Source organism: Methyloparacoccus murrellii, assembly GCF_054657115.1.
On sequence record NZ_BAAHXD010000067.1, the window covers coordinates 1 to 12,514 of the forward strand.

The 12,514-nt window shown below is 51.3% G+C and carries 10 protein-coding genes; 9 read left to right on the forward strand and 1 reads right to left on the reverse strand.

What is annotated here, in order from left to right; genetic code table 11:
* Positions 1 to 175: 175 nt before the first annotated feature.
* Positions 176 to 1,987, reverse strand: coding sequence for an O-antigen ligase family protein (locus ACYQ1H_RS14540; protein ID WP_460028766.1), 1,812 nt, complete (start codon positions 1,985 to 1,987; stop codon positions 176 to 178).
* Between the two features lie 607 nt (positions 1,988 to 2,594).
* On the opposite strand from ACYQ1H_RS14540, the gene ACYQ1H_RS14545 reads away from it, so the two are divergent.
* The 9 genes from ACYQ1H_RS14545 to ACYQ1H_RS14585 form a co-directional block, all read left to right on the forward strand.
* Positions 2,595 to 4,034 carry a hypothetical protein gene (locus ACYQ1H_RS14545; RefSeq protein WP_460028767.1) on the forward strand — a complete coding sequence of 480 codons (1,440 nt, stop codon included), beginning with the start codon at positions 2,595 to 2,597 and terminating at the stop codon, positions 4,032 to 4,034.
* Between the two features lie 246 nt (positions 4,035 to 4,280).
* On the forward strand, positions 4,281 to 5,552 hold the full coding sequence (locus ACYQ1H_RS14550; protein ID WP_460028768.1) for an FG-GAP repeat domain-containing protein: 1,272 nt from the start codon (positions 4,281 to 4,283) through the stop codon (positions 5,550 to 5,552).
* Between the two features lie 6 nt (positions 5,553 to 5,558).
* The gene (locus ACYQ1H_RS14555) at positions 5,559 to 6,548 is read left to right on the forward strand and encodes a peptidylprolyl isomerase (RefSeq protein WP_460028769.1); all 990 of its coding nucleotides are present in this window, start codon (positions 5,559 to 5,561) and stop codon (positions 6,546 to 6,548) included.
* Between the two features lie 147 nt (positions 6,549 to 6,695).
* Positions 6,696 to 7,190 (forward strand): hypothetical protein, encoded by a 495-nt coding sequence (locus ACYQ1H_RS14560; protein ID WP_460028770.1) that lies wholly within the window; start codon positions 6,696 to 6,698, stop codon positions 7,188 to 7,190.
* Positions 7,191 to 7,309: 119 nt separating this feature from the next.
* A complete protein-coding gene (locus tag ACYQ1H_RS14565; protein ID WP_460028771.1) occupies positions 7,310 to 8,008 on the forward strand; it encodes an ABC transporter permease in 699 nt (232 codons plus the stop codon).
* A complete protein-coding gene (locus ACYQ1H_RS14570) occupies positions 8,005 to 9,240 on the forward strand; it encodes an ABC transporter ATP-binding protein (protein WP_460028772.1) in 1,236 nt (411 codons plus the stop codon). Before ACYQ1H_RS14565 ends, ACYQ1H_RS14570 begins: the two co-directional genes overlap by 4 nt.
* Positions 9,218 to 10,651: a GNAT family N-acetyltransferase gene (locus ACYQ1H_RS14575; protein WP_460028773.1), complete on the forward strand. Its 1,434-nt coding sequence runs from the start codon at positions 9,218 to 9,220 to the stop codon at positions 10,649 to 10,651. The genes ACYQ1H_RS14570 and ACYQ1H_RS14575 overlap by 23 nt, the downstream gene beginning before the upstream one ends.
* A 101-nt stretch (positions 10,652 to 10,752) precedes the next feature.
* Positions 10,753 to 11,826 carry a sulfotransferase gene (locus ACYQ1H_RS14580; protein WP_460028774.1) on the forward strand — a complete coding sequence of 358 codons (1,074 nt, stop codon included), beginning with the start codon at positions 10,753 to 10,755 and terminating at the stop codon, positions 11,824 to 11,826.
* Positions 11,827 to 11,856: 30 nt separating this feature from the next.
* On the forward strand, positions 11,857 to 12,514 hold a 658-nt coding region (locus tag ACYQ1H_RS14585), incomplete at its 3' end, for a hypothetical protein (RefSeq protein ID WP_460028775.1).

The following is a 12,514-nucleotide window of genomic DNA, read 5'->3' on the forward strand; positions in this document are numbered from 1 at the left end:
CACTCGACGAGTCTGCCCGAGCGGCATGACTCAAACCAGAGAGCCTCCGGAATTCTCGGGGCGGTTCAGTTGCCCGTTCTTCAGGCTTCAATGGTTCGTACTGTTTTCCCATCGCAACACCCTACCCGGTCAGGGTGTTGCACTTGGTTTTTGAGCGCGCCCTCACCGAATCTTTTCAGTCAGGATGTTGATTGTCTATTGGCTTTTCTTTTGCCATCATTTTGTTCACCCGCTCCAGATTCTTTTTGATTGCCGGCGCGTCTGGTTCTAATTTTAGCGCATGCTCAAGGGTTAACTTTGCTTGCTCCAGCTCACCAGACTCGAGCTGTATGTGAGCTAGCAAGTTGAGTGCCTCGCTGTGATGGGGGGCGAACTCCAGAAAGTCATTCAGAAAATATGTCGCATCCCCATAATCTTGCTGGTCAAAATAGTATTTAGCGAGCCCGAAGGAGGCCTGTGAATTCAGGGGTAGCCAGGCATAGGCCATTTGCCAGGCATGTCCGATTTGCGATTGGGAAGCGCGCGGTTGGATCCGGCTTAATCGAATGGCCTCTGCCACGTAGTATTCGGATGCCACCCAACGTAGTGGATAAATGGTCAGGATCAACGCGATCAGTCCGGTTATGAGCGATGTCAGGCGGTAGCGCCAGATTGAACATATCGGCAGCCAGCCAAGTGTGCTATCGACGCGTAGGCGTCCGTAGATGAGGCCGAAAGCCAAGGATGACATGAATAGGCTGGCCGGGTTGAAGAAGACGTGGTTGAACTGGGCATCGAACCAAGCTGCCCACAGTGCCCAGACCGCGCATAGCCAGAAGGCATTTGGTTCGTGCCAGGCGCGCCGCATCGTTACCCAGGTTAGCCAGACATAAAGCCCGCAAAACAACAGGGTCATTGGTATGCCATTCTCCGAGGCGATTTGCAGCAATATATTATGAGGATGATTCTTGACTTTGATGCCCAGGGTCTCGAAGTCCTGCAGCAAGTCATACCGCTTGCTGAAGTCTTGGTATTCATAGAGAAAGGAGCCGGTGCCGAAACCCCGCCAGGGATGTTCGGCCACCATGCCTGCCGTGGCGGCCCACATGGGGGTGCGGGCGCTGACATAGGGAAGTAGCTTGATCCAGAGCGGGGCGAGCGGCGGCAAATTTTGCGCCTTGGCAAAATCCTGGGGCTTTGGCGCTTGCCACCAGATGGCACGTGTGAACAGTCCCTCCCGGTATTCCTGCGGCATGTGTTGGTAAGCGAATTGTCCCGTCGATGCCATGATAACCAGGGCAACTAGACCTATCATCATCCTATGGCGGCTGAAGCGCCAATTTGGTGTTGCTCTCGCGCGCAAGCGTGTGCCCCAGCCGATGAGAAGGGCTACAAACCCTCCCAGCGCGACACCGCCAAAACCTCCTAGGCTGCCGCTGGCAATTAGCATGAAGCCTAGGGTGGCAAGTGAGAACAGACCGAGGATCAGCCAAAGTCCGGCGTGTGCCATGCTGCTTGGCCCCCGAGGGTAGAGCGATAGCAGTGCCCAGGTCACCAGCGGTATCAGCAACACCAAGGTGTCGGCGGTGTAGTTGAAATGACCGATGGGGGAGAAGAGTACGAATTTGTCGAACTCCTGCCGGGGGAAGTCGAAAAAATAGCCCCGCCAGAACAGCAGGCTTAGAAGGCCACAAGAGAGCAGTAGAGCCCTTCGGAGTTGCGCAGTGAACTTTGTCACATGTTGAGTTGCCCATGCGACACTGACAAATACCAGTCCGCTGGCACACCAGAATGACAGTCGGTTGATGGCTCCGCCGGGATTAATCGCATAAAAAGCGCCGGCTGCCAGTCCCAGGAAAAACAGGGTGAGGAGGGTGCCCGGAAGGGTTAAGGCAAGTGGCTTTCCCTCGCGGCACGCCAGACGAACATGGCGTCCCCCGGCCCAAGCCAGTGCTCCGCCCAGCAGGACAAGCGCGGCCCACTTGGGTTCCTCATTAGGCTCGTTCAAGGCCATCCACCTCACGTTGAGCATGATCGGTAGGGCCACCGGCGGTGCCCAAGCCAAGACGGCTTGATGCAGTGGGGGGCGAGAAACAGGGGGCATCTGAAGTTGCGTACAGGGAGCAAACTGCGGGCTTACGATTGTCTCAGTTTTTAGCGTCATCTGCTGACCGTGGCTAAGGTGTGGCGGCTCTTCAGGCAAGGTTTTGTCAGATCACCGCATTGTGTGAGCTCACCTTCTAGCGATGTTGCGATCATACAACGGTTTTGGAAAAAAAACAAATTTTGCTTGACAGCACTAAAAACTGTGCGAAGCTATGAGCTCGGAGGTGGCATCCTCAAGGTGCCAAAGAGTGGGGCTGTCGGGCTGCCAAGCTTAATGGTGTGGCTTTTTAGCAAAAAGCCGTCTTGACAAGCCAAGCGGGGCTGGTCTAACGTGTTGCTCACGCTCTCTGCACAGTCGTCCACGCTCATCGCGCGTGATTCGGCGGACGGAGTGGGCGGGAAACGGGGGTAACAGCATCGGCGCTCCTGCTCTTCCGGTGTCATCGTGAAACAACCGTACATTGAATCACGATTACAATGTAAAACCTTATTATCGATAAGAGGATTTTATGAAAGCTAACTTTAAGAAATTGGCCGCCTCAGCCGCGGTGGCGGGCGCGCTGGCCGCCAGCAGCATGTCGGCACATGCTGTCATCCAGGCAGTCGAGGGTCAGGCCCAGCTGGTTCCGCTGTTTTTCCACACTGCGGAGGGCGCTAACACGGTCGTTCGGGTTACGGTTCCGAAATCGGTTGGTCTGAACACGATCATTCAGATGCTGAATCCGGGCACCAGCCCTACTGGGGCCTATGAGTCGGATGGCGATGCCGATCTGAGCCCCGTCATCATCAATCCGTACGACCTGTTGCAAGGTGGCAACAACAACCAGCCCTTGGTGAGCAATGGCATTGCAGTTGGTAATGCCATCGATGCCAATCTGTATCCCAACTCGTTCATTCACTGGTACTTCCTGGACACCAATAGCCGTCATGTCGTAAATGGCCGCTTCCCGGTATCGCAGGATGATGTCGTTGTGCTCAATGCGAATTGCTTGGGTACTTCCGGTGCCGTGCCCACTTCGTCAGGTGGTCATGTCATTCCGCCGATCGGGCTCACCCCGGGCAACGAGTGCCTGATCATGGGGGAGCGCAGCGCGATTCCCGCAAATATGGCGGGCTACCTGGTACTGGTAAACGAATCGGCCAGGAATGGTGGTGCGCCGCTGTTCAGCTTCACGGCTGACGCATGGGTCACCAACCTGACCGGGCCGAATAACCCGAATACCCGGGCGATTGCTCCGGGTGCCGTCAGCATCCCGACTCTGGCGATGAATGACGCGGCGGATACCACCAGCTTCCCGACGCCGGACAACCAGGTCATCGAGAATCAAAACCTCACTGGCACTATCTTTTATCCGGTGGCCTCTCCGCTGACCACGGGTATCAAGACCGGTGTACTGGACTCCAATAGAGTTATAGCCACCGTTGAAGTTCCTCTGGCGGATCGTCGGTTCTACATCAACCAGGTCATTGTCTGGAATGATCGCAACGGGTTGCTGGCTCAGGGCGAGGAAGTCGATCAGGATGAAAACGTCTGCTCGTTCAGCGCCAATCTCCCCGATCAGTTGAATCTGATTGGCGTGGCCAATCATGCCTATCACTCGGATGATTTCGTGACTCAGGCTGATGTTCAGAGCGCGTTCTCGGTAACTTATGCCAACCCGGCAAATCCGAAGTCGGTATTCGGTGCAGCCAGCACAGGTTATAACGACGGTGAGCATGCAGCATGGCTGACTGACCTGTGCCAGAGCAATGGTCGTGACGGCATGATGAAGATGTATGTCTCCAAGCCGGCTGCTCCTGAAGGTGCAACGGGGCCGTATGCTTCCATGATGGCCTTCACCATCCCGCTGGCGATCGGTGATGACTTCATTGAAACGCCTTTCGCTGATCAAACGCCGCTGGTTCCGACCTTGCTCGCCAAGGAGCGTGGATGGTTCTCCGGTCGGTAAAACGACAGAAGCTAATGTGGGTATGAATTCAGAATTCGTGTAAGCCCGTAGAGCTAGGCAAACGGCCCGTTATCGGGCCGTTTGTTTTTGTGTCGCGGCTTTCCATGGCTCAGTAAAGTCGCCTATGTTGATTTGCCTGGGGGAAACAGGACTAAACAGAAATTGCCTGGCTTAAGTTAGGCACTGCAAAGATTTCTGCAGGCAGAGAGGCAACTTGTTGATGCCAAATGAAACTTTCTGAAACGGATGGTGATGAAATCAAAGTGGTTGGCTCTTTCCCTGTCGTTGCTCGGTATGACAGCTTGTCAACCTGACCCGGAAGCTCAACGCACTGATGAGGTCAGGGCATATGTCAATTCTCTATCCTTCGAGGGGATACCGTTCGATTTGCTGGTCGAGGACATTGACGAAGATGGTCTGCATGACCTGACCGTGGTTGACCACGGTGGAAATACGGGAAGGACTTACTTTCAAACACAGCCAAGACACTATTTGCCTGGGCCTGATGTCAAGGAAGTAGGATTTCATCCCGGAAATCTGATTCTGTGGGGGAACAAGCCCAAGACACTGGTCATGAGCGCGGAAGGTTCCAATGCGGTGGTGGCCTTGGAGCCTAAATCCACAGAAAAAGGCTTTTTTGAGAGAGAATATAAGCCTCTTAGGGGGGGCTTCAGGGTGCGGTCAGTTCTGCTGGATCGCGCACCACGGTATGCAAAAGCGTTTGACTGGCCTACGTGGGGCAAGAGTTTGGCGCTGACGCCATTCCACAGGGATGGGGTCATCCTGCTTAAAACTTACGATGCCAGTCTGGGAAAGGCCAAAGAGCGCATTGTGATTCGCACTGGCGAAGCGTCGCCCTCAATCAAACATGCCAACCGCATACACATTGCGGATATCAATGGCGACAAGGTGGATGATTTGCTGTACGCGACCAACATTACCGAGCAGGTTTATGCTATCGAGTACAGGGCTGAACAGGGTGATCTGAAGCCGCGCTTGTTGGCGCAAGCAGATGAGGTGGGGCGCTGGGGAATGCCAAATGAGGCGCATCCCTATGATTGGGATGGTGATGGCGATATGGATCTGATCGTGCCGGACGAGACCCAACCAGGCAAAATTCACATATTGACCAATGACGGCAAGGGTGTCTTTGCTGGCGGCATTGACTTGGGGTTCCCAAGAGTCACTTCTGAGCAGTCAGATGGTGTGCTGGAGCTGGCAATCGGCCGAGACAAGGATGGCCGAGATTATTTGCTCGCGGCCGGATTCACAAAACTGGTGATATATCAACTGCAAGGTGGTGACACCAATATCGAGGCGTTGGAGACCCGCGTGATAGAGAAGCCTAGGGAGAATACGTCGGTGATGCGGCTAGTGGATATCGATCAGGATGGCTGGCTTGATCTCATATTGGGTCGGACCATGGGCAAGAGGAATATCACCATTCTTTATGGGCCTTTGTGGGATCACTTTGGGGCGTTGGAGAAAGAGAAATTTGTTCTTGAAAGCAGGGAATAGTGGATTATGAAAATGTATGGTCTCAACAGATTTAGGAAGGTGATTTCAGTATCCCTTCTGTCGTTCGGGATTACGGTCTATGCCAGTCATCTGCGTGCCGATGCAGTCAAAGAGGGCAAGCCGACGGACAGCGGGGCCGCTTCCGGTATGCCCTCTCCCTCCATGGCTCAATCTGCTGATCAGGTATTGATCACGGTTGATGGGAAGGAGATCACGACTCAGGACTATGTGGGGTTTCTGCAGTCAAATCCGACAGTCATCAGTCGGGCAACCTCATCTGACCAGGGTAAGGTGACTGCCCTTCGGGAGCTGGTGGGTGGGTACCTCTTGCGGCGGGCGATGTATGACGAAAAACTGTTGGACAAGGCAGGCAAGGAACCCAGCCAGAACGATATCGCCAAGGCCTATGAAAACCTCGCTGAACGACACTTCCCATTGCCACCGGTACCGGACGACAAGGCGGGGCTTGATTATTATAAGACCCATCAGGATGAATATGGAATACCGGATATGTTTCGATTGAATGAGATATATATCAAGCATCCTCAAAACCCTGATGCCCCGGTATTGGCGGCCGCCAAGGTACGTGCAGAGAAGGCTCTCAAGCGTCTGGAGGCGGGTGAGGCTTTTGCCGATGTGGCGGCTGATATAACGGAAAATAAGCTTGGTAAAGTCACTCGAGGTGATGTGGGTTATGTGAATGTTGCTGAGAAGCCTTGGTTGGAATCCGCTCTCAAAGGTATGGGGAAGGGGCAGCGGAGTGGCCTTATAGATACCCCTGCCGGGTTTTTAATACTGGAAATAACCGATATCCGCCCGGGGTTGATATCGCCATATGCCAATGTTAGGGATAAAGTGCTGCAGACGCTCAGGGAAGAAGAGCAAAGGAAGCTCCGGGACGCTTATCTGCGACAGCTTGCGAAAACAGTTAAGATTGAGGTAAAGCAAGACGGGTTGAAACCTTTGTTTCCAAAAGGGGTTTTTGAAGCTGAATAATAAGTAGCACCTCTGACGGAACAGCAGGGAGTGGCCCTCTCGGGTGAGAGACTGCCCTGAATGTTCAATCAGAGCGGCGAGAGCTCGAAGCTGCCCCGCATGAGCTGGGCGGGGGAGTTCCTGTGGATGATGGGGGATAGAGACTAGATGAAAAAAATGAGAGTCATGATGCTAGTGCTCGGTGCTGCCGTGTTAGGAAGCATCTTGGTGTACTGGTATCAAGTTAATTATTATGCCAATAGGACTGAAGAGCGCCTTATGCAGCGAGTAAATGCCTATTGGGAGGCTGTTCGAGTTAATGATCTGCGCACTGCCTATGAGATGGAAGCGGAAACTGTGAATGGAGATTTCTCGCCAGATGAGGTCGAACACAGACGCCAATGGGACATGAAGATTGTGGGTTACATCTTAGGCAAGCCGTCGTTAGCTGAAGATAGCGCAACCATTGAGGTCAAGACCGTCCTGACCATGATGGAGTTCGATGGCAATACGTTCACCGGTGGGGCGAGACAGGATATCTGGACGTATGTGAAAGGAGACTGGTATCACGGTAAGCCTGAACGAGGGGGAGCAGGGATTCGCAAGACGCCAGAGCCCAATCGATTTGATACACCGGAGAATCTGCTGCGCTACAAATTTTAGTGGTCACCTCGTCGCCACAAGAGTTGGCTATTTGCGTGAGAATATGAATGCTAATAAGCTGGTGGGAAAAGAGCCTTAATTATTCTTGGTTGATCCTCCGCTTGGTTCAGCGAGACGCAGTGAGTCGCACCAGCGGTACCGTCATGGGCTGGCTTTGGTTGATAGCCCAGCCGGGACTACAAGTGCTGGCGTTCTGGTTTTTACTGGAGTTGGTGCTAAAAGTTCAATCTCCGGGTCCGGTCGCCTTTGTTGAGTATTTTCTCGTGGCAATGATACCTTGGCTGCTAATTAATGAGGTAATGAGTCGAAGCCTTGGTGTCCTGACGGAATATAGCGCTCTCTATCAGCGGACGCTTTTCCCTGTCAAGATCCTACCACTATTGCCTATCGTGATGGCATTGGTTATCTTCGGGCCAGTATTGTTGCTAATTTCAGGACTGTTTGCCGGTATTGTTGGGGCTTTGCTCGCAACAATCATGTTGCTATTGTTGGTTTTGTGGCTAATACCATTTGCCTACTTGCTGGCAGTGATCGGACTATTCTTCAAGGAGTCACGACAGATTCTCCCGTTCCTGCTGACGGTGCTTATGTATTTCACGCCGATATTGTACCAGCCCGTCTCGCTACCGGAAGCATTTAGGCCTTTGCTGGTATGGAATCCACTGGCGGGGATAGTCGCCCTATTTCAGCACTATATCAATCAGATACCATTGCAGAGTGACGATATCCTCTTGCCGTGTGCGTACTGGATGATCTTGATTGTTCCTTCATTCCTGCTGTTCCACAAGGCTGAACCCTACATGCGGGAAGAGCTGTGAATGCGATTACCCTGGAAGGGGTGGGTAAAAGCTATCGGATTTATCTGCATGCGAGGGATCGGCTATGGGAGGCCTTAACAGGGCGGGTTCGTCATCGTCAGCGGATAGCTCTCGAACCGTTGACAATCGATATCAAACATGGCGAGGTAGTTGGTCTTGTTGGCGTTAATGGTGCTGGAAAGAGCACTCTTCTTAAACTCATCGCAGGCACGCTCCAAGCGAGTAGTGGACATATAAGCCGCAAAGGCCGCGTCTGTGCGCTTCTCGAATTGGGAACAGGGTTTCACCCAGAGATGTCGGGTTTAGACAATATTTACCTTGGTGGAGCAGTGGCGGGCCAAGGTGCGCATTGGCTAAAAAATAAAATCGATGAGATTGTCGCTTTTGCCGGGCTGGCTGATGTTATCGATCAGCCTGTGAAAACCTACTCATCCGGGATGCTCATGCGTCTGGCATTTTCGGTCGCCACTGCAATAGAGCCAGATATTCTGATTCTGGACGAAACCCTGTCAGTAGGGGATGGGACTTTCGCTAGAAAATCATTTGAAAGAATCATGGGGTTCAGGCGAGCCGGAAAAACGATCCTATTCTGTTCTCACTCCATGTATCAGGTGCAGGCGATTTGTACCCGAGTTTTATGGTTGGATCAAGGACAGCTCAGGATGGATGGTGATCCCAGCGAAGTCATAGCCGCCTACACAGACTATATGCGTTCCATGGATGAGCCAGGACTTGGAGCCGATGCCGATACGCCATTGAATACACGGGTGGGTTCGATAGGGAGTAAGACAAGATTGACGACTCTTTCCGTCAAGGTGGATGGTCTGCAGGATTATCGGTTGGCAGTGGAAAGCGGAAAATCAAATCTTGAGATCGATGTATCGTTTGACTCCGATATTGCGGATGCATCACCAACTGTTGCTGTGGTAATAATTGGGGCTAATGCAAGGCCAGTGACCAGTGCTTCGACACTTATCGATGGCGTTGATATAGCCCGTGATAATCTTGGGACAGGGAGAGTACGGGTTGAGTTTCCTAAGCTGCCACTTTTGAAGGGCGCGTATTGGGTTAATGTGTTCTTGCTATGCGACAAAGGCCTTTATGTATACGATAAGGCTAGAATGGTTGCTGAACTGGTAGTTTCACAGGACAACCTAGAGCAGGGTGTCGTCTCACTACCGCATCGATGGTGCAATCAGGGTATAAAGAATGAAGTTCCCCGACTTGCATGATGTGCATTGTGACGGAGCGAAGTTATTGAGTAACCTGCCGGGCTTGCCTTTGCCTCCCGGGCCAGTGGGATGGATAGCTAATAGGACCCATCCCTGGGCTGAAGCGCTGCGGTCACAAGGGTTTCACCTTGTGAACCCCCAAAATGAGCCTCTTTTATCGGACAGCCCCATTTCAGGCAAGAATGAGCAGTTAGACTGGATGTACTGTGATGCCCGCTGCTTGGGAAAATATCCCATAAATTCTCTCACAAGGCTACGCGATAACCTGAAGCAGGACGCAATTTTGCTATTAGGCTGGATTGGGGTTTTGGAGAGCCATGCATCGGAGATCCCTCAAGAGTCAAGCCTATCCTTGATTGAGCCTATGATTGATCGATCGGGTTGGATCTTGACAGGCAGTATGTCGGTATCTGATTCTGTCCGCATATGGATTCTCTCAAAAGCTGATTATTTGCCTCGCTATGAAATCAGCATGCTTGATCAATGGGAATTTAGCCCATTCAAAGAGCTCTTTCAGAGAGCATTCAAGGCACAGGTGGCTGAAGCATTATGGCTCTGGAAATATACGCAACAGCGGAGTGCTTGCAGTATAGCAAAGAGAGGAGGGCGTGCCGTAGCACATTACGGTGGAATTGAACGTCGTCTTCGGCTGCTTGGCAGAAATGTCTTGGGCATCCAGGTTTGTGATGTGATGGTTGATCCCGAAGAGCAAGGCATACTCACCCGAAATGGAGCCTTCACGAGGTCCGCAAAAACATTTCTTGAATGTCTCACGGGTTATTCAGGCGAGTACGATGTCGCATTCGGGTTCCCGAACTCACGAGCTTTCGAGTTGGGAAATAAACTGGGTTTATATGCTGAGGTTGATAGGCTTTTCGAAATTCGTTGGGAGCCCCTGATAAGTTATCCTAGAATGCTAACCACATTGAGGCCCTTCGCGTTAGCAAAGGAAAATGCCCAGATTATCGAAAGGCTTTGGCAGGGCATGTCAGATGACCTCTCAAACCGAGTCGTGGGAATTCGTGACTTGGATTATCTTCATCATCGCTATGCAATGCATCCGGCGCATTGCTATTCGATATTTATCATGAAGAACAGAATTGGTGGAAACCCGCTAGGTCTGCTAATTTTGAGGCGAGATGGCGAAACGTGTAGGCTCATCGATTGGGTTGGCCCTCTTTCTAGAATACCACAGATGATAGATTGTGTAAGGAGGATCGCTGCGGGGTGGAATGTATCGTCGGTAACGGCGTGGGTAACCCAGGGTTGTGTTGACGCTTTTGGATCAGGAGATCCAGTCATATCGCCAAAAGATACGGTGATACCGGCCAATATCTATATTCAAAAGGTTTCTGCTGATAGCATACGTAACAGGTGGTGGTTGATGATGGGGGATACCGACTTTATGTAGGTCAGCTTGTGAGGGAATCTTGGTTTCTAATGAAGACAGGTTGATCATATGGGTTACAGGATGCTGTTGAGTGATGGCAATAGGGCGGCTCACGAGTTCATATGTGCAGCATTCTGCAATCTTCGGAAAATATTATAGACTTCTGGGCTGGCGAAGGTCAAGGTTATTTGTCTGTTGTATCTATGATGAGATGTTCACAAGAAGTTAATTATCTGGTAGAGGGTGATATGAGTTTCGGTGGCACGGCATTGGCTCCGACATTTATCGGGAATTTCCGGAGTGGAACCACCTTGTTGATTAACATCCTTGGTCTGCATGAGGCTATAACGCCCTGGTTTGAAACAAAAGCATTATGTGAGGCTCTCCGATTTTTACGAATCACTAAGCATCCGGAATGCTCATGCTTTGAGGCCTCGCTTGCCCAGCCACCGCTGGGTGAAAGCTTCGATATTGAGACTGTAACTGCGAGAATGCTTGCTGATATAAAAGCTACTGCCTCTAGAGTGAAGGGGGATCATCCAAGCGGGAAGAATAGGGATGAGCGCTATCCTATCGGCAATGATTGCATAATGTATCCCATCGAAGTTGCTGAACATGAGATCAATCAGTGGCGTAAGAAAATCATTCGAGGCAAGGTCGGTGTGGACAGCATAGCTGAGGCAACAGGTATGCTCATACAAAATCTTGGTGCACTACAAGTCGAGTACTATGGTAAGCCTATGTGGATTAATAAGACCCCGGAAATACCAAGGTTTGGGGCTGAGCTTCGACAATGTATGGGGGGATGTAGAGTTATCATGCTTATCCGTGATGGTCGTGATGTCATTCATTCTGCAAGTCGCCTCGGGTGGGGTGACAAGGCTCGGATAGCCACCTGGTGGAAAGGTATGATAGAAGAAACCCGATCAGCCTTTGTGGGGCATGAATCTGATTACTTGGAAATACGGTATGAGGATTTAATCCAGGATACTGCGGAGCAAGTTAACCACATCTTGAGGTTTATGGGGTTGCCAACAATAGGCGTAAAGCTGGTAAAGGCATATTGTGAAAAATTAGGGGTAGATGCTGTAAGCGAGAAAGTGTCGGCGAAAAGTGCCGGTTTGGCGCCTCAAGGTGAGCTGGGTGTTATTGAAGGGCTTGATTATGATTTTATGGTGAAGCTGGGTTACCAATGAATATCGGGGTTCGCGGGGTGTGATATTAAGGTGGCTGTAGGTGGTTATGGTTTGGAGGGCGCCCCCGGGTATCCTCCCTATCGTTATGTGAAGATATACGGGGAGAGAAATACAGCAACGAATTATCTGGAGGCGTTAGTTAGGTTAAATTTGGATATTCGGATTCTTCCGGGTGTTGTGCCGCCCGCCATAGTTGCATTGGAGCGAGCTCTGCCTGGACGAGAATGGTTGCGTGATTTATATTTTAGGTTTTTTGGGGCGCGAACTCTAGGTTGGAAGCATGCCAGGATTGACAGTATTGGCCGGCTGGCTAAACATGCCAAAAATCTTGGGGGCGTGGTATTTATCTCTGTGACCAAAAACCCATATTCTTGGTTGATGTCATTGCATAGGCATCCATATCATCAATATTATAAGGATAAGCCAGATTTTGAGCGATTTTTGGTCACGCCATGGCGAACGGTCATAAGAGATTGTTGTCCTCAGGCATTTGTCGATACCCCTGTAGATCTATGGAATATCAAGAATCGCAGCTATATCGAGCTGGGTGCCATCGGTGGTGTGAATCTTACCGCCGAGTCGCTGCTGGATAACCCCATGACTGTCATGCAAAGACTGATTGATGATTACGGTATTGCGCCAAAAGTGGGGTTTTTCACAAATCAAGAAGCATGTGTAAAAGGGGGGG

Coding starts and splice junctions, on each gene's coding strand:
- ACYQ1H_RS14545 (WP_460028767.1), top strand. CDS start 2,595: ATGAAAGCTAACTTTAAGAAATTGGCCGCCTCAGCCGCGGTGGCGGGC.
- ACYQ1H_RS14550 (WP_460028768.1), top strand. CDS start 4,281: ATGGTGATGAAATCAAAGTGGTTGGCTCTTTCCCTGTCGTTGCTCGGT.
- ACYQ1H_RS14555 (WP_460028769.1), top strand. CDS start 5,559: ATGAAAATGTATGGTCTCAACAGATTTAGGAAGGTGATTTCAGTATCC.
- ACYQ1H_RS14560 (WP_460028770.1), top strand. CDS start 6,696: ATGAAAAAAATGAGAGTCATGATGCTAGTGCTCGGTGCTGCCGTGTTA.
- ACYQ1H_RS14575 (WP_460028773.1), top strand. CDS start 9,218: ATGAAGTTCCCCGACTTGCATGATGTGCATTGTGACGGAGCGAAGTTA.
- ACYQ1H_RS14580 (WP_460028774.1), top strand. CDS start 10,753: ATGTGCAGCATTCTGCAATCTTCGGAAAATATTATAGACTTCTGGGCT.